This is a genomic window from Rhodococcus sp. PAMC28707 (genome assembly GCF_004795915.1).
Taxonomy (GTDB): Bacteria; Actinomycetota; Actinomycetes; order Mycobacteriales; family Mycobacteriaceae; genus Rhodococcoides.
This window is the reverse complement of sequence record NZ_CP039253.1, coordinates 322,686-342,083: the sequence shown is the minus strand read 5'-3', so window position 1 is coordinate 342,083 and position 19,398 is coordinate 322,686. Positions and strand designations below refer to the sequence as shown.

Below are 19,398 nucleotides of genomic sequence, written 5' to 3'. Positions count from 1 at the left end.
TGATTTCGCATGTCCGGCATGTCAGGATCGGTGTCGGCACAAGGAAAGGGAGATGAAAAAATGTTCTGGAAAATCCTCGGCATCATCGCTTTGGTATGGCTCGCGTTCGCCGTCTTCGGAGCAGTAATCAAAGGACTGTTCGCGATTGCCGTCGCTGGCGCCATCGTCTTCGGGTTGTACTGGTTGGTCAAGGCAGTCGCTGGTAAGGAGAACCGAGACTTGACCAAGCTCTAGATCCGCGATCAGCCGGGGAGCTCGACGGTCGGGCAGTCGCACATGAACTACAATTTTGCACATCGATCGTGTGTGTAACCGGGTACGTGCAATGTTCAGTGAACCCGTTGGATCAGCAAACGAATCGCGGAGATGAACGGGGTGCAGGAGTGAGCCAGCAGGCCGAACTGGGCGAGACCTTCGCCGACGACATCGCCATTTCCTCGGTCGAAAATCAGGTGCTCGACGCTGCACGCTCGTGCATTCTCGAATACGGGGTCCGCCGGACCACTCTGGCCGAGATCGCCCGTCGGGCAAAGGTCAGCCGTCCGACCGTCTACCGGCGTTGGTCCGATACCCGAGCGGTGGTCTCCAGCCTGCTGACACGCGAGATCGGCGCGGTGATTCCGAGATTCGATCCCGATGCCTCGGCCCGTAGGCAGATCACGTCCTCGGTCTCGGCGGTAGCCGACGGCATACGCATCCATCCGTTGTTCGTCAAAATCCTCCGTTCCGATCCCGAAATCCTGGCCACCTACATCCTGCACCGCCTCGGTAGGAGTCAATCGCTGATTATCGACGGCTTGGTGCCCATCATCGAAGGTGGCCAACGAGATTCGTCTATCCGCGATGGCGTACCGAGTCATATGGCGACCGTGTTGCTGTTGATGGTCCAGTCCGCTGTGCAGTCGGCAGAGATGGTGTCGGGCCGGATCCCGGGTGACGATCTGGTCGTCGAGTTCGCCTACGCCGTGGAGTCGTACCTGCGTCCGCTCGATCCGTGATGCCCGACGCCGACTCGGCTTCGAGCAGGCAGGTACTCGGCGACCACGTGGGTATGGCACTCTGAGCGGCGTGCGAGTAGCTGTGGTAGCCGGCCCCGACCCGGGACATGCTTTTCCCGCTATTGCGCTGTGCCATTTGTTCGCCTCCGCAGGTGATCTGCCGATACTGTTCACCGGTTCGAGGTGGATCGATGCGGCCACGGCCGTCGGTATCGACACTCGGTTGCTCAAAGGGCTGACACCGCGGCCCGAGGACGACGATATGGATGCAGGCCAGCGGATTCATTCGCGGGCAGCTTTCATCTCCACCGAACTGTTGCCGGATCTGAAGAATGCCGACGTTGATCTGGTCGTGTCCGACATCCTCACCGCCGGAGGCGGTTTGGCCGCCGAACGGCTCGGCATACCGTGGGTGGAATTGTCACCGCACCCGTTGTACGCACCCTCGAAGGGATTGCCTCCGATCGGGAGCGGCCTTGCCCCGGGGACAGGTGTCCGGGGTCGACTACGGGACACGTTGATGCGTGCCGCAACCGGCAGATCCATAGCCCAGGGAAAGTCCCAGCGCGGAGCCGCACGTGTCGGTGTCGGCCTGTCCGCCGAAGATCCGGGGCCCGCTGCGCGCCTGATCGCCACCATCCCAGCCCTGGAGGTTCCGAGGCCGGACTGGCCGGTCGAGGCGCATGTCGTCGGGCCGCTGCTGTGGGAGCCGACAACGGAAGCCCTGCCGATTCCGCCTGGCGACGGTCCTGTGGTCATGGTGGCTCCGTCGACGGCGTTCACCGGCGCCCAGGGAATGCTCGAGGCAACCTTGGAAGGCCTTGCGGGGCGCGGGGTGCGGTTGGTCGCCTCGATGCTCGACGAGCCCCCGGCCGAACTACCGGGCTGGGCTACCGCGGGGCTCGGCCGACAGGACCATCTCCTCGACCACGCAGACGTCGTCATCTGTGGGTCCGGGCACGGGTTGTTGGCGAAAGCCCTGATCCATGGAGTCCCCGTCGTCGCGATCCCCGGTGGTGGAGATCAATGGGAACTGGCCAACCGCGCGGCGCGGCAGGGGAGCGCGGTCGTTGTTCGTCCGCCGACCCCTGGAGCAATCGCGGACGCCGTCCTCCGTGTCCTCGGGGGCGAAAGTTTCACCAATGCTGCACGCTCGGCGTCGGCGAGTGCCGCCGAGGTGGAGGATCCCGTAGAGGTGTGCCGCGACGTTCTGCGGTGACGCGTCCTCGGTTACGGTTGTCCAGTGCGATTGACCCAGTTCCAGGAATTGCTCGTCGAGGAGTTCGGCCGGATGCGTGGTGACTCGATGCTGGTCGATCACGTCATCACTGGTCTCAACGGCATGACGGGAGCGGAAGCGATCGAAGCAGGTGTCGATCCCCGCGATGTATGGCGTGCTCTGTGTAGTGAATTCGACGTGCCCAAATCCCGGTGGTGATTCTCTGCGGCGTGTCCGGGAGCCACCTGATGCAATCGAACAGGTGTTCCCCTATGCTGATGTCATTCGGTTACACAGCGGTCTCGGGCAGTTCTTGTCGGTACCCAGCTCTACCGTTACCGACAACACGCTCAACGAGACCACGCTGTCACAGACCACACTGAGGAGATCACGATGGCTGCATACGATCGCGACAAAGCACTCGATCTCGCACTTGCGCAGATCGACAAGAATTTCGGTAAGGGATCGGTGATGCGCCTCGGTGACGAGGTCCGCCAACCTATTGCTGTCATCCCCACCGGTTCCATTGCTCTGGACGTCGCGCTCGGTATCGGTGGGCTGCCGCGTGGCCGTGTCGTCGAGGTCTACGGTCCGGAGTCCTCGGGTAAGACGACCGTTGCTCTTCATGCTGTGGCCAGCGCGCAGCGTGCCGGCGGAATCGCTGCCTTCATCGACGCTGAGCACGCACTCGATCCTGACTACGCGCAGAAGCTCGGTGTCGATACCGACGCATTGCTCGTCTCGCAGCCGGATACGGGTGAGCAGGCGCTCGAAATTGCGGACATGCTGGTTCGTTCGGGCGCTCTCGACATCGTGGTCATCGACTCGGTGGCCGCTCTCGTACCCCGAGCCGAGATCGAAGGCGAAATGGGTGACAGTCACGTCGGTCTTCAGGCCCGACTGATGAGCCAAGCGCTACGCAAGATGACCGGTGCCATGAGCAACTCCGGCACCACGGTCATCTTCATCAACCAGCTGCGCGAAAAGATCGGCGTCATGTTCGGCTCACCCGAAACTACGACGGGTGGTAAGGCGCTCAAATTCTACGCCTCAATCCGCCTCGATATCCGGCGCATCGAGACGCTCAAGGACGGTACCGAAGCAATCGGTAACCGCACCCGCGTCAAGGTCGTCAAGAACAAGGTTGCGCCGCCGTTCAAGCAGGCGGAGTTCGACATCATTTACGGCAAGGGCATCAGCCGTGAAGGTTCGCTCATCGATATGGGGGTCGAGCACGGATTTATCCGTAAGTCGGGATCTTGGTTCACCTATGACGGTGATCAGCTGGGTCAGGGCAAGGAGAACGCCCGCAAGTTCATGCTCGAGAATCCCGATATCCGTGACGAGATCGAGAAGAAGATCATGGAGAAGCTGCAGATCGGTGCCGACGTCACGGCTGTCGATGACGAGAAGGCCGCTCCGGTCGAGTTCTGACACGGGTGACCCGCTGTGAAACAGCGATCCGAACAAGAACAAGGAAATGACGGCGGCGGCACCGAAGCGCAGGCGAAAGATGTCTGCCTTCGGCTCCTCACCGATCGTGCACGGAGCCGATACGAGCTCGAGACTCGTCTGAGCAAGAAGGGTTTCAGTCCGGAAGTGGCGGATGCAGTCCTGACGAGGCTGGAAGCCGCGAACCTTGTGGATGACCAGGCCTTTGCGGAGCAATGGGTGCATTCACGCCATACCTACTCGGGCAAAGGCAAGCGGGCCCTGAGCGTCGAACTGCGTACCAAAGGTGTCAGCAATGAGGATGCTCTCAACGCTCTCGATCAAATAGACGCCGAGGACGAGCGGACGCGGGCAACTGAACTTGTACACAAGCGCTGCCGCAACCTGACAGTGCCCGCAGGAACCGGGGCCGATGTCCGTGCCGAACGAGACAAGATTGCGCGAAAACTAGTTGGAATGCTCGCTCGGCGTGGCTACTCGGCAGGAATGGCATACGCAATCGTGAAAGCCGAACTGGCGCGGATCGGGACCGAGGACTCGGACCATCTCGATACCCAAGATTTCGACGGTGACGAGTTCGGGTGATCGTCCACCCGAATCGGTCGCCATCGATACCGAAGAAGCCCGCAACACCGAAACGTGTTGCGGGCTTCTTCTCTCGGTGCGAGACCGGCCTGTTCGGTGGCCAGCGCAATCCAACAATTCAGGCTGCGCCTGCGGGAATTCAGGCTGCGCCTGCGGGACCCCCGCCGAAGTCCGACGCTGCCAGTACAGTCCCACCTGTCTTCCGCTTCTTCTGACGCAATCGACGCTCGACAACCGTTGCCAGCTTGGTGAGCAGCGAGTTGATAGCGATCATGATGACCGCAACGATGACGAGCGAGGGCAGGTAGTTCCCATAGAACGCACCGACCTGCTGACCTGCGCGCACCACTTCGACGTAGCCGATGATGTAGCCCAATGCCGAATCCTTCAGTGCAACCACCATCTGCGAGATGATTGCCGGCAGCATCGCTGTGATCGCCTGAGGCAGCAAGATGATTCGCATGACCTGGTTCTTGCGCATGCCCAAAGCGTCGGCCGCTTCAGTTTGCCCCTTCGGTAGCGAGTTGACACCGGCCCGAACGATTTCGGCGATCACAGAGCCGTTGTAGAGAGTCAGACCGGTTACCACTGCAGCCAGAGCGAGGTAACTGACCTTGAAGACTTGATACTCGGCATAGACCGCGTACAAGAAGATCATCAGAATGAGCACCGGAACTGCGCGGAACAGTTCGACCAGCACACCGCTGACGATGCGGATGGCTCGATGGTCGGACAATCTGCCGATACCGAGAACAGCGCCGAGGATCAACGCGAAGACGATCGAAAGTGCCGCCGCGATCAGAGTTCCCTTGATGCCGGGAAGCAGATACGTAGTCCACGTGCTGGCAGTGACGAACGGATCCCACTTGTCAGCTGTCAGCTGACCTTTGGAATCGAGCGCCAAGTAGATGAGATACGCGATCCCCAGAGAGACGAGCAGCACGGCACCGGAGAGGATCCGGTACCTCAGTTTCGCCTTCGGCCCCGGGACATCGTAGAGAACAGCTACAGCATCACTCATCACTTCACCGCCAATCGCTTGCTGAGGTACCCGAACAGGAGTCCGGTCGGAAGCGTCAGGACGACGAAGCCGAGCGCAAAGATTCCACCGACGACGAAGATTGCAGCTTCGTTCTCGATCATCGTCTTCATCAGCAGGGATGCTTCCGCGACGCCGATCACGGAGGCGATGGTCGTGTTCTTGGTCAACGCGATCAAGACACTGCCAAGCGGTGCGATGACGGCGCGGAATGCCTGGGGGAGAACGACGATCGTGATGTTCTGGGTGAACGTCATGCCCAGAGAACGGCCAGCTTCCGCCTGGCCGACGGGCACGGTGTTGATGCCGGACCTCAACGACTCTGCGACGAACGACGCGGTGTAGACGCTCAGGCCGAGAACCGCGAGCCGGATGTTGTTGTCCACCAAAAATGTCGGCGAATTCTCCGGAGCAAGATTGACTCCCATCGTCTGATACAAGCCGAACGAGGTGAACAGGATGATCAGCGTCAATGGAGTGTTACGAAAAATCGTGACGTAAGCGACCGCGATGCCGCGTGCGACAGGGATAGGCGAAACGCGCATCGCCGCGATGATCGTGCCGAGGATCAATGCACCCACGGCGGACAGAACCGTCAGCTTGATCGTCATGATGAACGCGTCGACGAGTTGATCGCCGTACTTGCTCAATAAGTTCAATGGAGGGATGTCCTATCGGCGTGGGCGGTTCGACCGGCGTCGGGGCGGCGAGTTACTCGAACTGCAGTTGCCCGGGCCCCGACGTCGGCGAGCGTCAGTAGCGGTCGACGGTCGGCGGTACCGGAAGCGGGTAACCGGAAGGTCCTACGGTCTCCTCGAACGCAGTCTTCCATGCCCCGCTGGACACCATCTCCTCGATGGCGTCGTTGATTTTGTTACGTCCTTCGGTGTCGTCCTTGGACAAGCCGATTCCGTAGTTCTCGGTGGTGAAGGGCTCGCCGACAACCTTCAATTCGCCCGGGTACTGGGCGGCGTAACCGGCGAGAATGATGTCGTCCGTCGTCACTGCGTCGACTGCGCCATTACGCAGTGCTTCGACACAGGCCGAGTAGGTGTCGAACGGCTGGAGCTGAACGCCTGGGTACTCGTCGGCGATGTTCTGCGCAGGCGTGGATCCGGTGACCGAGCACAGCTTCTTGCCACCGCTGAGTGACTCGGGCCCGGTGATATCGGTATTGCTGTCGGCAACCAGCAGAGACTGGCCGGCGACGAAGTACGGTCCGGCGAACCCGACCTTCTCCTTGCGCGTATCGGTGATCGAATAGGTAGCGACGATGTAGTCGACCTCACCGTTCTGGATCAGCGTCTCACGCTGAGCCGACGGGGATTCCTTGAACTCGATGTTCTCCTCCGACACTCCGAGCTGGCCCGCAACGTACTTGGCCACCTCCACGTCGAAGCCGCTGAAGGAACCATCCGGGTTGCGGAGGCCCAGACCGGGCTGATCGAACTTGATGCCGACGATCAGGTTGCCGTTCTCAGCACTACTGCTGACGTTGCGGGCTTCTTCGCCCCCACCACAGGCGGTAGCGACGACGGCGAGTGCGGCGATGCCGACCCCTAGACGGATCGAGCGAGTGATTCTCACTGGTTTAATCCTCCATGTTGATTTCACGTGTTGTTACGTGCGACGAGAGTGTGGCGAGAAAGAGCAATTGTCGGTCAGTGACCGAGAATCTTGCCCAAGAAGTCCTTGGCGCGTTCGGATTTCGGTGCGGTGAAGAAGCTGTCGGGGTCGGTGTCCTCGACGACTGCGCCATCGGCCATGAAGATGACACGGTCTCCGGCCTTGCGCGCGAATCCCATCTCGTGGGTGACGACGAGCATCGTCATGCCCTCCTTGGCCAAAGACGTCATCACGTCGAGAACTTCGTTGACCATTTCGGGATCGAGAGCGGACGTCGGCTCGTCGAACAACATCACTTTGGGGTTCATGGCGAGTGAGCGAGCAATCGCCACCCGCTGCTGCTGCCCGCCGGAGAGCTGAGCCGGATACTTGTCGGCCTGATTTGCAATACCGACACGCTCGAGCAGTGCCTGGGCGGCTTTGCGAGCCTCGTCCTTCTTGAGCTTGCGCACCTTGAGAGGCGCGAGCATGACGTTCTCGAGGATGGTCTTGTGCGCGAAAAGGTTGAACGACTGGAAGACCATCCCGACGTCGGCGCGAAGCGCGGCGAGGGCTTTGCCTTCGGCAGGAAGGACCGAGCCGTCGACCTCGATGGAACCGGAGTCGATGGGTTCGAGTCGATTGATCGTTCGGCACAACGTCGATTTCCCGGACCCGGACGGTCCGACCACGATGACGACCTGGCCGGTAGGGACCTCGAGGTTGATGTCCTTGAGGACGTGCAGATCACCGAAATGCTTGTCTACCGATTTCAGGGAGATCATGGAGGGTCGGTCGGCAACTGAATCGGAAGCCGGCGCGTCGGTGGCATGCGTCATAGGGCAGAACCTTATTCGTAGTTTGGTCGTCGACAACCCCGTTAACGCGACATTCTTCGATTACGTAATGGAAACTTTACTGTCGGTGCACTCAACCCGAGGAGATGGATCGAGAATCTCGCGTATCCCCGGCGCCGGACGGTCGCGCCGGGCCGTACCCTGGGAGTGTGGAAACGAGTGACCAGATGACCCAGAGGAGCTACGAGGTTCGCACGCACGGGTGCCAGATGAACGTGCACGACTCGGAGAGACTGGCAGGTCTGCTCGAAGAGGCGGGCTATGTGCCGGCCGACGCAGGTTCCGATGCCGATCTCGTGGTCTTCAACACCTGCGCTGTTCGAGAGAACGCGGATAACAAACTGTACGGAAATCTTGGCATGCTTCGGCCCGCGAAGACGCGCAATCCGCGTATGCAGATTGCGGTCGGCGGCTGTTTGGCCCAGAAGGACCGCGACACGGTCGTCAAGAAGGCCCCGTGGGTGGACGTGGTGTTCGGTACCCACAACATCGGATCGCTTCCGGTCCTGCTCGAGCGGGCGCGACACAACAACGAAGCTCAGGTCGAGATTCTCGAATCTCTGGAAGCTTTTCCGTCGACTCTGCCGGCGAAGCGTGAGTCCCCGTACGCGGGATGGGTATCGATTTCGGTGGGCTGTAACAACACCTGCACCTTCTGCATCGTCCCCGCGTTGCGCGGCAAGGAGATCGACCGCTCACCCGCAGACATTCTTGCGGAAGTGCAAGCCCTCGTCGACCAAGGCGTTCTCGAAGTGACCCTGCTCGGTCAAAATGTCAATGCCTATGGGGCTTCGTTCGCGGACCCGGCACTCCCACGTGACCGCGGCGCGTTCGCCGCCCTGTTGAAGGCCTGCGGTGAGATCGAAGGCCTCGAACGGGTGCGCTTCACCTCGCCCCACCCGGCCGAGTTCACCGACGACGTCATCGACGCGATGGCCACCACACCGAACATCTGCCCGACGTTGCATATGCCGTTGCAGTCGGGATCGGACCGAGTCCTCAAAGCGATGCGACGGTCCTATCGTCAGAGCAAGTTTCTCGGGATCATCGACAAGGTACGGGAAGTGATGCCCCACGCAGCGATCACTACCGACATCATCGTCGGATTCCCCGGTGAGACGGAGGAGGACTTCGAGCAGACTCTCGAGGTCATGCGTCGAGCGAAGTTCGCGAACGCGTACACCTTCCAGTACTCCAAGCGCCCCGGTACGCCGGCTGCTGATATGGAGGATCAGATCCCCAAGGCGATTGTGCAGGAGCGCTATCTACGGCTCATTGCCTTGCAGGAAGAGATCGTCCTCGAATCGAACCGCGAGCTCATCGGCACCGAAGTAGAGCTGCTGGTCGCGACCGGCGAGGGCCGCAAGAATGCCGCCACGCATCGCAAAAGTGGTCGTGCCAGGGACGGACGACTCGTTCACTTCCGAGCCGAGGACCACCAGATTGCCGCGATCAGGCCCGGTGACGTCGTCACCACGACGATCACCGCAGCCGCTCCTTACCACCTCATCGCCGACACCGGCGTTGCCTCGCACCGTCGCACCACTGCCGGTGATGCGTACGAACGCGGAATACTCCCGAAGACGGCCCCCATCGGCGTCGGGTTGGGCTTGCCGGCTGTCGGCGTCCCAGCTCCCGCGCCCGTAGTGACAGGATGCAGCGCATGACCAAGTCGAGGCCCAGTAGCGAAGATGGCAGCGCACCCGATTACGACACCGCGGAGCGGAAGATCGATTCGGAGATCGACCCAGGAGCGCGGGCGGTGGTCGTAGCCGTACTGGTTCTTGTGCTGCTGGTCACTTTCGTGTTGCCACATGCCGGATCTGCTACCGGATTCGACGTCCTGTCCGGCAGTGACAAGGGGCTCGGCGAATCCATCGCGTTGCCATCCCGAATCTTCGTCGGGTTCGTCGCAGTATTCGGCGTGGTGCTCTCGGTTCTCGCCCTCGTCACCAGGGTGTGGGCACTCGCATGGATAGCGCTGAGCGGCTGCGCCGTAGCGTCGGTTTTCGGAATGCTGTCGATCTGGTCGAGGCAGACATTGCCGACGGACTCTACGGGCGGCGGACCCGGAATCGGTCTCATCATCGCGTGGATCGCGGTGGTCGTCCTGACGTTCCAGTGGCTGAAGGCTGTGTGGAACAAAACCAACGCGCAATTGGCCGCACAAGAACGTAGACGTGTCGCGGCGGCGGAGAACGAGCAGAACCCACGGTGGGGCGGACCCATTCTCGGGCGTCCGACCGACCGCAAGCTCTGACTTCGTCTTACTTCTCGCCGACGGCGCCTTCTGCCGCTTCGGCCCACTCGCGCCATTGCTGCGCTTGCTCGAGCGCACGCTTGGCGTCCTTGTCCTTGCCTGCTGCTCGAGCTTTGGCTGCCTGCTCGTCGAACTGAGCGACGCGCTCGCGGAACTGAGCAGCACGGGCCAACGCTTCCGGATCGGTGCGTCGCCACTGTGCGTCCACCGCGTCCCGAACCGACTTTTCCAGGGCGCGTAAGCGACCTTCGAGTTCCTGCATCTTGTCCCGCGGAACTTTGCCCAGAGCATCCCACTTCTCTTGAAGGTCACGCAGAGCTGCGCGCGCCCCATCGAGGTCGCTACTCGGATTTATGTTGCCGTACTTCGCGAGCAGTTCTTCTTTCGCGGTCGCATTCGATTCGAATTCCGCGTCGCGCTCGGACGCCGCAGAATTGCGCGCAGCGAAGAACACATCCTGGGCGGCTTTGAAGTTCTTCCACAGTGCATCGTCTGCATCGCGAGGTGCGCGGCCGGCAGCTTTCCATTCGACGAGCAGGTCGCGGAAGGCGGCGGCCGTGGGACCCCAGTCGGTCGACGACGAGAGGGCCTGAGCCTGCTCGACCAGTTCTTCCTTGCGAGTTTTCGCGGCACCCCGCTCGCGATCGAGATCGGCGAAGTGAGCGCCTCTACGGCGATTGAAGTTCTCACGGGCTTTCGAGTAACGCTTCCAGAGAGCATCGTCGACCTTGCGATCCACTCCGCGGATCGTCTTCCACTCGTCGAGAATTTCTCGCAGACGGTCGCCGGCATTTTTCCATTGCGTGGATTCGCTACCGATCTGCTCGGCCTCGGTTGCCAACTCTTCCTTGCGCGAAGTGTGTGCGGCGCGCTCGATCTCCTTCTCTTGCTTCGCGACGGCTGCAGCGGCCTCGGAGTGCTCGACCACGATCTCCAGGCGGTCGTGCAAGCCTGCGATGTCGCCGATCACTGCGGCTGTGGGAAGCGTTTCGAGCAAGGCCAAGGCTGCTGCCTTCGTCTTCTTCGCATCTCCGGAACCCGCAGTGAGCCTGGCTTCGAGCAAGGCCACCTCGGTGGAAAGGTCGTCGCAGCGCCGTCCGAAGTGTGCGAGACCTTCGGCGGCGTCTCCTGCCTGCCACGATCCGATCTGACGTTCGCCGTCCGCGGTCTTCACCCAGGCAGTGCCGTCGTCATCCACTCGGCCGAACTTGCTGGGATCGCTCGGCGGTGCGATCGTCGGGACGACGGACGGGACGTGGGAAGACACCGGATGAGGTTTGGCAACCCCGCCGTCGATCCTTGGTTTGGGTGCTCCAGGTTTCGGACCCCCAGGCTTGGGTGCTCCTGGCTTCGGGGCACTCGGTGTTGCGGCAGTCGGTGCTGGGTTGATCGGTGTTGGGACCGTCGGGGTGCTCGCTCCAGGTGTCTGGGCGGGCTGCTCGGTGGATCCGCTGGTGGTGTCGCCAAGATCGGACATTGTTCCTCATCTCTGCCGCGCGTCACGGCTGCCTCTATCGCGCTGAAAGTCACGGTGGACACACTCCGACTATCCGGTTCCACCGTCGACGCAGTGGACACCATGGACACTCGATGCCTACCGTGCTCACCATTCAAACAGGTCAGACGCTTCTACGCGTCGCCGTCCATCATTTCGCCGCCGTGTCGGTGGTGCTTGGATACGAGCGACTAGCGTTGGCGCCGTGTTGTCTGCAGTAGCCATCGTGCCGTCGCCCCCGATCCTGGTTCCCGAGTTGACCGGACGCTCTGTCTCGGAAGCGCTCGCGGTTCGAACCGCGACGCTGGAGGCCGGTGTCGTGCTGGGTGTGCTCGCCGACCGATGGATTGCGCTGGGTGTGCACGAGAAGGCCCGTACCGTTCGTTCGGACTCACGTGGAAGCTTCGCCGCTTACGGCGTCGATGTGAGAGTTGCGTTCTCACCCGCGGGCGTCACGACGGAGATCGATTCGACTATTCCCTTGGCTGCGCTGATAGCGGGGTGGGTTCGCGACCACAGTGCCCCGGGCGCGGTTGTCGATGTGCACCTGGTGGGGCGAGACACACCGCGCGAGAGCTGTGTGCGCATCGGCCGCGAACTTCGCACGTCGATGGATGAAAGCGCGGAACCGTGGGGATTGCTGGTGGTGGCAGACGGGTCGACGATGCTGACGGCGAAGGCACCCGGATCCTTCGATCCACGCGCGGAAGAGGTACAGAACCAGATCGATGATGCGCTGGCAAACGCCGATGTCGGTGCGCTCGTCGGACTCGATCGTCAATTGTGTGCAGGCGTCGGCGTGGAAGGCCGTGCTGCGTGGCAGACCCTGGCAGGGATCGTGGGTGACGGCGAGGTGCGGCCGAGAACTCTCTACCGAGACGCTCCTTTCGGCGTCGGCTATTTCGTCGGTACTTGGGAGTCGTTGTGAGGGTGCCGATTGCCGTGATCGGCCCAACCGCGACAGGTAAGTCCGATCTGGGCCTCGATCTGGCCGAGGCATTGGACGGTGAGATCGTCAACATCGACGCCATGCAGCAGTACCGCGGAATGGACATCGGCACTGCAAAACTGCCGTTGGCCGAGCGGCGCGGCATCGCACACCATCTGCTCGATGTCCTCGATGTGACCGAGACAGCCACAGTCGCGAGATATCAGGATGCCGCGGCCTTGGAGGTGGACGCTGTCTTGGCGCGTGGCCGAGTTCCCATCATCGTCGGTGGTTCGATGATGTACGTCCAATCTCTGCTCGACGAGTGGGCTTTCCCGGCCACCGATCCTCAGGTCCGGGCGAAATGGGAGCAGGTACTGGCGGACGGCGGAACCGATGCGGTGCATCTCGCGCTCGCAGCAAGAGATCCCGAAGCCGCCGCATCGATCCTGGCCACCGACGGCCGTCGGCTCGTCCGTGCGTTGGAGGTAGTCGAGATCACCGGTAAGCCCTTTGCCGCGTCCGCGCCGAAGATCGGAACACCGCGCTGGGGGACGAAACTTCTCGGGGTCGACCGCGACACGATCGAATTGGACGAGCGCATCGCGCGCAGGACGGACTCGATGTTTTCTGCCGGCCTGGTCGGGGAGGTCGAACACCTCGTCGGCATCGGCCTGCGAGAGGGCGTCACTGCCCCGCGCGCGATCGGGTACGCCCAGGTGCTCGAATACCTCGGGGGTGAGTGCGATTTGGATTTCGCGCGCGAGCGGACCTTCATCGGAACTCGCCGTTATGTCCGTCGTCAGCGATCGTGGTTCCGTCGGGATCCGCGCGTCCACTGGCTCGATGGAGCCGATCCCGCTCTGCGCGACTCTGCACTGTCCATCGTCGGAGGTTAGGTCGGAGGTTGGAAGGAGCACACCCTAGACTTTGCGCTATGCATTTCGCCAAGGGCCACGGAACGCAGAACGATTTTCTCGTGCTGCACGATCCAGATGTCGAGATCGAGCTACTTCGTGTCCGCGTAGCGGCCCTGTGTGATCGCAGACAGGGCCTCGGAGCAGACGGAGTACTGCGGGTTTCACGCGCAGGGCGTCTTCGCGATGCGGGCGTCCTCGACCGCCTGCCCCCGGGCGTCGGGCCCGCGGACTGGTTCATGGACTACCGAAACGCAGACGGCAGCATCGCCGAGATGTGCGGCAATGGCGTTCGGGTATTTGCGCACTACCTGCGTGCGAACGGCCTCGAATCGAGCGATTGTTTCGTGGTCGGTTCCCGGGCCGGCGCGAGACCGGTCACGGTGCACGCTTTCGATGACACCACCGCAGACGTCACCGTCGGCATGGGCGAAGTCCACTTGATGGGTGCCAGCAGCACGACCCTCGGTGGACGTCGGTACGACGGAATCGGAATCGACGTCGGAAATCCCCATCTTGCGTGCGTGGACCCGGCTGCCGACATCGCTTCCCTACGTGCGCTCGATCTGGCAACACCACCGGAACTGGACGGCGGTTTCTTCACCGCGGGCGCCAACGTCGAAATTCTCACCCGACTGCAATCCGGTCGCGTCGACATGCGCGTTTTCGAGCGCGGTGTCGGGGAGACGCGTTCGTGCGGGACCGGCACGGTGGCAGCAGCAGCAGCAGCGTTGTCGTACGAGGGCCTCGATTCCGGTCGAGTGGTGGTAGGTGTGCCAGGCGGCGAGGTGACGGTGTCGATCGACGATGAGGGTGCATCGCTTCGCGGGCCGTCTGTGCTGTTGGCGAACGGCACCATCGATGACCAGTGGTGGCGCGAGCGTGCGTGAATCTCATGTGCATGCGCTGGGGATTTAGTGGATCATTGACGGCGTATGACCAACACACATCGAATCGATAGCGATTCCGACTCGAGGAATGACGAAATAGCGGATTCAGAACAGCAGGATTCAGTGAAGCAGAACCTCACTGAACAAAACCTCACTGCGCAAAACCTCACTGCGCAGCACTCCTCTGGGCCGGACACGGCTGAGGGCGATACAGCCGAGTCTGTCGCTGCGGAGGACAGTGGGCCAGAGCAAGGCTCGTCGTGGACTCGGCAGGAGTCCGATGCCTGGTCGCGTCGACTCTCTCGATCACCGCTCCCCGCCGATGAGTCCTCTCCGTCCGCTGGAGACATGCAGCTCGAAGAACGTACTGCATTGCGTCGTGTGGCAGGTTTGTCTACCGAGCTCGAGGACGTCACCGAGGTCGAGTACCGGCAGTTGCGGCTCGAACGAGTCGTCTTGGTCGGCGTGTGGACCAGCGGCACCGCAGCGCAAGCGGAATCCAGTATGGCGGAGCTGGCTGCGTTGGCCGAAACTGCAGGATCAGAGGTACTGGAAGCGCTCGTGCAGCGACGCGACAAGCCCGATGCGGCGACCTACATCGGTTCCGGTAAGGCCAAAGAGGTCCGCGATGTCGTCGTGACGACAGGCGCCGATACCGTGGTTTGCGACGGTGAATTGACCCCGGCTCAGCTCAATGCGCTGGAGAAGGTCGTCAAGGTCAAGGTTATCGACCGGACGGCGTTGATCCTCGATATCTTCGCTCAACATGCAACCTCGCGCGAGGGCAAGGCGCAGGTGGCGTTCGCGCAGATGGAGTACATGCTCCCTCGGCTTCGCGGCTGGGGCGAGTCCATGTCACGTCAGGCGGGTGGCCGGGCGGGAAGCAACGGCGGGGTAGGACTTCGTGGCCCCGGTGAGACGAAGATCGAAACCGACCGGCGACGCATTCGTGAGCGTATGGCCAAGCTTCGCCGTGAGATCAAGGGCATGAAGCAGGCCCGCGACACCAAGCGTGAGCGCCGCCTCGAGAGCACTGTGCCGTCCATCGCGATCGTCGGGTACACCAACGCAGGCAAGTCGAGTGTGCTCAATGCGCTCACCGGTTCGGGCGTGCTGGTACAGAACGCACTGTTCGCCACCCTCGACCCGACCTCTCGCAGGTCGACGCTTGAAGACGGCCGCGCGATCGTGCTCACCGACACTGTCGGATTCGTGCGGCATCTGCCGACCCAGCTGGTGGAAGCCTTCCGTTCGACGTTGGAGGAAGTGACGGACGCCGATCTGTTGCTGCACGTCGTCGACGGTTCCGATCCGCTTCCTGTGGACCAGATCACCGCAGTTCGCGAGGTGATCATGGACGTCGTCAAGGAACGAGAGTCCAAGATGCCGCCGGAACTGATCGTGGTCAACAAGATCGATGCCGCAGATCCGGTGCAATTGACTCAGCTTCGTGGTTTGTTTCCGGGAGCGCGCTTCGTCTCTGCACGGACGGGTGAGGGAATCGAAGATTTGCGTGATCATCTCGGCGAAGTCCTTGCCTGGCCGGAAGCACAGGTCGACGTACTGGTGCCGTATACGCGCGGCGATCTCGTCGCTCGGATCCACACCGAAGGCCGGATCACGCACTCCTCGCACGAGGCAGACGGCACACGCGTCGAGGCTCGGGTGCCTACCGCGCTAGCCTCGGTGCTCGCCGAGTTCGCCGTCGGCGCTGCAGTGGCTCCTGCCTGAGTCGATGCGATCGATTGTGATTGCGGGGGCGCTCTCGTGTGTACTTCTCGGGGCCGCACCGGCGGGTGCGGCTCCCGAGGTTCGCAGCGCGCAGTTCGAAACATATTGCAGCCCTGTGGATCCGGGTCTCGAAGAGCTATCCGGTTTGACTTCGATCGACGGTGTGCTCTATGCGATCGGCGACAGCGGTACCGATCATCGGTTGGCCGTGCTCGATGAGCAATGCGCAGTCGTGCGTTGGCTCGACGTCCCTGTCGATCCCTACGATGTCGAAGATCTTGCCTCTCACGGTGGACGCCTGTGGCTTTCCGACACCGGAGACAACCGTGGGCGTCGCGACACCATCGCGATCACCGGCATGGATCCCTCGACCGGTGCGGGTGAGCTGCATCGTCTGACGTACCCGGACGGACCGCATGACGCGGAGACGCTGCTTATCGAGCCGTCGGGACGGCCGGTGGTGGTGACCAAGGAGCTTTCCGGAGTCAGCGGGATCTACGTCCCTGTCGGAGACACGACCGTCGATCAGTTGCCTTCACCCGGTCCGACGCCGCTGCAGAAGGTCGGCGAGTTGGCCTTCGAGCGCACCGCAACTCCCGGTGGTCCGGCCTTCGTCGCTGGTTCGATTTTGGCCACCGGCGGGGCGATCAGTGCTGACGGCACCGTTGTCGCGGTCCGAACGTACAACGATCTCTACCTGTTCGGCGTCCACGACGGCGATATCGTGGAGGCCCTCGACAGCGATCCTGTCGTCGTCGCGGCGCCCCAGCAACCCCAGGGTGAGGCAATTGCCTTCGATTCCGAAGGAAACCTTCTCATCGCCTCGGAGGCAGTCGCGTCGAGGGTAGTCGGGTCGGAGGCAGCGGCCGGGCCGCTGCCCCCTATCCAGATGCTCCGTGGTGCAACCGATCTCGTGGTCGTCGAACGTACCGATACACAACTCGCGACGGCCGGCGCCGAGTCCGATTCGAAGAGCCGATGGGTACTCGGTGCGATGGCCGTCGCGGGTGTTCTCGTTCTGTTGTCGGTCGGCTACGGTGTCAGGACTGCACGCCGCAGGTGACGCGACGGGACGTCAGGCGTCCAGATCGGCGGCGACCAGCGCCACGATCTTGTCGAGTGTTGCCTGATCCTCGCTCTCGACGACGACCTCGGTCCCCTTGGTGGCGCCGAGGGTCATGATCATCAGCGCGGATCCGGCATCGACCGGCTCCTGGTCTTCCACCGCGAGGGTGACTTCGACGCCTGCTTCGGCAACGGCGTCGGCGATGAGCGCTGCGGGGCGAGCGTGCAGGCCGATGGACGATCCGACGGCGACTGTGGTGCTGGGCATGATGTGCTCCTTGGTTGTGTGTAGCGAGGGTGGTCGATCAGGCGGTGACGAGATCGGGGTCGAGCTCTGCCTCGGTGGGCGAGTTCTTGCCCTTGACGAACTGCTTCGCTGCGATGACCAGCACTGCCGAGACGATCGTGCCTGCCGCCAGGGCGACCAGGAACCACAGGATTCCGCCGACGGCGAAGAATACGAAGATTCCACCGTGTGGCGCACTGAGCGTCACGTCCATTGCCATGACCAGTGCGCCTGTGACCGCTCCACCTGCCATCATCGACGGGATGACGCGCAGCGGGTCTGCTGCGGCAAACGGAATGGCGCCCTCGGAGATGAATGCAGCACCGAGGAACCATGCAGCCTTACCGTTCTCGCGTTCTGCCTCGGTGAAGATCTTGGGGCGGACAGCCGACGCCAGGGCAAGAGCAAGAGGGGGAACCATTCCTGCCGCCATCACTGCGGCCATGATTCGAAGCGACGCGGTGTCGGTGACCGACAGACCTGCGGTGGCGAACGCGTAAGCAGCTTTGTTGACCGGTCCTCCTAGGTCGAAGCACATCATGAGTCCGAGGATGATGCCGAGAATGATGATCGAGCTGCCGGTCAGACCGTTGAGCCAGTTGGTCAGTCCGCTGGTGATGGCGGCAAGCGGTTTGCCGAGTACGAGGAACATGATGGCGCCGACGATCAACGTGGCGAACAGCGGAATGATGACGACGGGCATGAGACCGCGGAGAACCGTCGGGATCTTCCACCTGCTGATCCAGAGGGCGACGAATCCTGCGATCAGACCGCCGACGAGACCACCGATGAAGCCCGCACCGACGAGTACGGCGACAGCGCCTGCCGTGAAGCCCGGCGCAAGACCGGGTCTGTCGGCGATGGCATACGAGATGTAGCCGGCGAGTGCAGGCACCAGGAAGCTGAACGACAACGCGCCGATCTGGAACAGCACTGCGCCGAGATACGCGGTCAGCCCGCCGGTGGGAAGCGAGGTGAGGGAGTTGTCGACGACGATGCCCTCGGCGACATCCTTGATCTCGTATCCACCCAGCAGGAAGCCGAGAGCGATCAGCAGACCACCCGCCGCGACGAACGGAATCATGTAGCTGACGCCGGTCAGCAGAATCTGCCGGATGCGTGTGCCCCAACCCAGTTCTCCTGCGCCGGTGCTGGCCGATCCTGCTGCTGCCGCGGTTCCGGAAACACGTGCGGCATCGGGATTTTCGGCGGCGCGCAATGCCTCGGTCACCATGACGTCGGGCTCGTTGATCGCGCGTTTGACACCCGAGGATACGACGGGCTTGCCCGCGAATCGCTCTTTGCCCTTGACGCCGACATCGGTGGCGAAGATGACGGCCTCGGCGCTGGCGATCAGAGCCGGATCGAGGGGAGTGCTACCGCTCGATCCCTGCGTCTCCACATGCACGGTGACTCCAGCGCGCTCACCGGCGGCGACTAGCGAGTCAGCAGCCATGTAGGTGTGGGCAATTCCGGTGGGACATGCCGTCACCGCCACGATGTGCTTGGCAGCAGAGGTGGCCGCCGGCGCCGAGGCTTCTGGAACGGAAGTTGCCGCAGCCTTCGCGGGGGTCTTTGCAGGGGCTTTTGCCGCCGGGTTGATGACGCCGTCTACCAACGCGACGATGTCGGCCGGCGAAGGGGCGTCCCGAAGCGAGGTGACGAACTCTGGCTTGACCAGGGCGCGAGCCAGGCTGGAGAGCAGCTTCATATGGGCTGAGCCGGCCCCCGCGGGGGCGGCGATCAGGAACACCAGGTCTGCAGGACCGTCGGGTGCTCCGAAGTCGACCTTGGGATCGAGCCGCGCGAAACCGAGGGATGCCGAGGTGACTGCCTCTGCGCGGCAGTGTGGGATGGCGATCCCGCCTGGTAGGCCGGTAGCGGACTGAGCCTCGCGAGCGAGGGCGGCTTCGCGGAGCGGGGCCGCATCCGTGGCACGACCGGCTGTGGCGAGTAGCTCCGAGAGTCGTCCGATGACAGCATCTTTGGACGCACCGAGATCGGCATCGAGGAGGATGAGCTCCTCCGCGATGATCGCGGGATCGCTGGTTGGTGTGGACATGACTTCGCT

General features: G+C 62.4%; 20 protein-coding genes. 13 read left to right on the top strand and 7 right to left on the bottom strand.

Features of this window, described 5'->3' with window-relative positions; genetic code table 11:
- Window positions 1–60: 60 nt before the first annotated feature.
- The 6 genes from E5720_RS21550 to E5720_RS01510 all read left to right on the top strand — a co-directional run bounded on the left by E5720_RS21550 (window position 61) and on the right by E5720_RS01510 (window position 4,254).
- A complete protein-coding gene (locus E5720_RS21550; RefSeq protein ID WP_168708261.1) occupies window positions 61–234 on the top strand; it encodes a hypothetical protein in 174 nt (57 codons plus the stop codon).
- A 149-nt stretch (window positions 235–383) separates the two neighbouring features.
- Window positions 384–998: a TetR/AcrR family transcriptional regulator gene (locus tag E5720_RS01530; protein WP_247596126.1), complete on the top strand. Its 615-nt coding sequence runs from the start codon at window positions 384–386 to the stop codon at window positions 996–998.
- A 70-nt stretch (window positions 999–1,068) separates the two neighbouring features.
- Window positions 1,069–2,217, top strand: a complete 1,149-nt coding sequence (locus tag E5720_RS01525; protein WP_210729933.1) for a nucleotide disphospho-sugar-binding domain-containing protein — start codon at window positions 1,069–1,071, stop codon at window positions 2,215–2,217.
- Between the two features lie 24 nt (window positions 2,218–2,241).
- Window positions 2,242–2,436, top strand: coding sequence for a DUF3046 domain-containing protein (locus tag E5720_RS01520; protein WP_136169198.1), 195 nt, complete (start codon window positions 2,242–2,244; stop codon window positions 2,434–2,436).
- Window positions 2,437–2,610: 174 nt separating this feature from the next.
- Window positions 2,611–3,651 carry a recombinase RecA gene (gene recA, locus E5720_RS01515; protein ID WP_136169197.1) on the top strand — a complete coding sequence of 347 codons (1,041 nt, stop codon included), beginning with the start codon at window positions 2,611–2,613 and terminating at the stop codon, window positions 3,649–3,651.
- Window positions 3,652–3,666: 15 nt separating this feature from the next.
- Window positions 3,667–4,254: a regulatory protein RecX gene (locus E5720_RS01510; RefSeq protein WP_136169196.1), complete on the top strand. Its 588-nt coding sequence runs from the start codon at window positions 3,667–3,669 to the stop codon at window positions 4,252–4,254.
- A gap of 139 nt (window positions 4,255–4,393) precedes the next feature.
- On the opposite strand, the gene E5720_RS01505 is transcribed toward E5720_RS01510, so the two are convergent.
- The 4 genes from E5720_RS01505 to gluA all read right to left on the bottom strand — a co-directional run bounded on the left by E5720_RS01505 (window position 4,394) and on the right by gluA (window position 7,683).
- The gene (locus E5720_RS01505) at window positions 4,394–5,275 is read right to left on the bottom strand and encodes an amino acid ABC transporter permease (protein WP_136169195.1); all 882 of its coding nucleotides are present in this window, start codon (window positions 5,273–5,275) and stop codon (window positions 4,394–4,396) included.
- The gene (locus E5720_RS01500; RefSeq protein WP_136169194.1) at window positions 5,275–5,952 is read right to left on the bottom strand and encodes an amino acid ABC transporter permease; all 678 of its coding nucleotides are present in this window, start codon (window positions 5,950–5,952) and stop codon (window positions 5,275–5,277) included. Before E5720_RS01500 ends, E5720_RS01505 begins: the two co-directional genes overlap by 1 nt.
- Before the next feature lie 94 nt (window positions 5,953–6,046).
- Window positions 6,047–6,880: a glutamate ABC transporter substrate-binding protein gene (locus tag E5720_RS01495; RefSeq protein ID WP_136169193.1), complete on the bottom strand. Its 834-nt coding sequence runs from the start codon at window positions 6,878–6,880 to the stop codon at window positions 6,047–6,049.
- 74 nt (window positions 6,881–6,954) lie between these two features.
- Window positions 6,955–7,683: an amino acid ABC transporter ATP-binding protein gene (gene gluA, locus E5720_RS01490; protein ID WP_210730003.1), complete on the bottom strand. Its 729-nt coding sequence runs from the start codon at window positions 7,681–7,683 to the stop codon at window positions 6,955–6,957.
- A gap of 221 nt (window positions 7,684–7,904) precedes the next feature.
- Here gluA and miaB point away from each other — a divergent pair, with 221 nt between their 5' ends.
- On the top strand, window positions 7,905–9,422 hold the full coding sequence (gene miaB / locus E5720_RS01485) for a tRNA (N6-isopentenyl adenosine(37)-C2)-methylthiotransferase MiaB (RefSeq protein WP_168708260.1): 1,518 nt from the start codon (window positions 7,905–7,907) through the stop codon (window positions 9,420–9,422).
- Window positions 9,419–10,015, top strand: a complete 597-nt coding sequence (locus E5720_RS01480; RefSeq protein WP_247596125.1) for a hypothetical protein — start codon at window positions 9,419–9,421, stop codon at window positions 10,013–10,015. Before miaB ends, E5720_RS01480 begins: the two co-directional genes overlap by 4 nt.
- A gap of 7 nt (window positions 10,016–10,022) precedes the next feature.
- Here E5720_RS01480 and E5720_RS01475 read toward each other — a convergent pair whose 3' ends face one another.
- Entirely contained in the window at window positions 10,023–11,492 is a 1,470-nt protein-coding gene (locus E5720_RS01475) for a DUF349 domain-containing protein (RefSeq protein WP_136169189.1), read from the bottom strand.
- Between the two features lie 223 nt (window positions 11,493–11,715).
- Between E5720_RS01475 and E5720_RS01470 the strand changes: the two genes are divergently transcribed.
- From E5720_RS01470 to E5720_RS01450, 5 genes are all read left to right on the top strand, one after another.
- Window positions 11,716–12,438 carry a class III extradiol dioxygenase subunit B-like domain-containing protein gene (locus tag E5720_RS01470; RefSeq protein WP_247596124.1) on the top strand — a complete coding sequence of 241 codons (723 nt, stop codon included), beginning with the start codon at window positions 11,716–11,718 and terminating at the stop codon, window positions 12,436–12,438.
- Entirely contained in the window at window positions 12,435–13,337 is a 903-nt protein-coding gene (gene miaA / locus E5720_RS01465) for a tRNA (adenosine(37)-N6)-dimethylallyltransferase MiaA (protein ID WP_136169188.1), read from the top strand. Before E5720_RS01470 ends, miaA begins: the two co-directional genes overlap by 4 nt.
- Window positions 13,338–13,375: 38 nt before the next feature.
- Window positions 13,376–14,245 (top strand): diaminopimelate epimerase, encoded by an 870-nt coding sequence (dapF, locus tag E5720_RS01460; protein ID WP_136169187.1) that lies wholly within the window; start codon window positions 13,376–13,378, stop codon window positions 14,243–14,245.
- Between the two features lie 123 nt (window positions 14,246–14,368).
- Window positions 14,369–15,976, top strand: coding sequence for a GTPase HflX (hflX, locus tag E5720_RS01455; RefSeq protein ID WP_136169186.1), 1,608 nt, complete (start codon window positions 14,369–14,371; stop codon window positions 15,974–15,976).
- Between the two features lie 4 nt (window positions 15,977–15,980).
- Window positions 15,981–17,039, top strand: coding sequence for a hypothetical protein (locus tag E5720_RS01450; protein WP_136169185.1), 1,059 nt, complete (start codon window positions 15,981–15,983; stop codon window positions 17,037–17,039).
- A 12-nt stretch (window positions 17,040–17,051) separates the two neighbouring features.
- On the opposite strand, the gene E5720_RS01445 is transcribed toward E5720_RS01450, so the two are convergent.
- Both E5720_RS01445 and E5720_RS01440 read right to left on the bottom strand, forming a co-directional pair.
- Window positions 17,052–17,309: an HPr family phosphocarrier protein gene (locus E5720_RS01445; protein WP_088942356.1), complete on the bottom strand. Its 258-nt coding sequence runs from the start codon at window positions 17,307–17,309 to the stop codon at window positions 17,052–17,054.
- A gap of 37 nt (window positions 17,310–17,346) precedes the next feature.
- Complete coding sequence (locus E5720_RS01440; protein WP_136169184.1) at window positions 17,347–19,389, bottom strand: fructose-specific PTS transporter subunit EIIC; 2,043 nt, start codon at window positions 19,387–19,389, stop codon at window positions 17,347–17,349.
- Window positions 19,390–19,398 lie beyond the last annotated feature (9 nt).

What these genes read in the sequence shown, in the direction of transcription:
- E5720_RS21550 (WP_168708261.1), top strand. Translation starts at nt 61, where the DNA reads ATGTTCTGGAAAATCCTCGGCATCATCGCTTTGGTATGGCTCGCGTTC.
- recA (WP_136169197.1), top strand. Translation starts at nt 2,611, where the DNA reads ATGGCTGCATACGATCGCGACAAAGCACTCGATCTCGCACTTGCGCAG.
- E5720_RS01505 (WP_136169195.1), bottom strand. Translation starts at nt 5,275, where the DNA reads ATGAGTGATGCTGTAGCTGTTCTCTACGATGTCCCGGGGCCGAAGGCG.
- gluA (WP_210730003.1), bottom strand. Translation starts at nt 7,683, where the DNA reads ATGATCTCCCTGAAATCGGTAGACAAGCATTTCGGTGATCTGCACGTC.
- E5720_RS01480 (WP_247596125.1), top strand. Translation starts at nt 9,419, where the DNA reads ATGACCAAGTCGAGGCCCAGTAGCGAAGATGGCAGCGCACCCGATTAC.
- E5720_RS01475 (WP_136169189.1), bottom strand. Translation starts at nt 11,492, where the DNA reads ATGTCCGATCTTGGCGACACCACCAGCGGATCCACCGAGCAGCCCGCC.
- dapF (WP_136169187.1), top strand. Translation starts at nt 13,376, where the DNA reads ATGCATTTCGCCAAGGGCCACGGAACGCAGAACGATTTTCTCGTGCTG.
- E5720_RS01450 (WP_136169185.1), top strand. Translation starts at nt 15,981, where the DNA reads ATGCGATCGATTGTGATTGCGGGGGCGCTCTCGTGTGTACTTCTCGGG.
- E5720_RS01445 (WP_088942356.1), bottom strand. Translation starts at nt 17,309, where the DNA reads ATGCCCAGCACCACAGTCGCCGTCGGATCGTCCATCGGCCTGCACGCT.
- E5720_RS01440 (WP_136169184.1), bottom strand. Translation starts at nt 19,389, where the DNA reads ATGTCCACACCAACCAGCGATCCCGCGATCATCGCGGAGGAGCTCATC.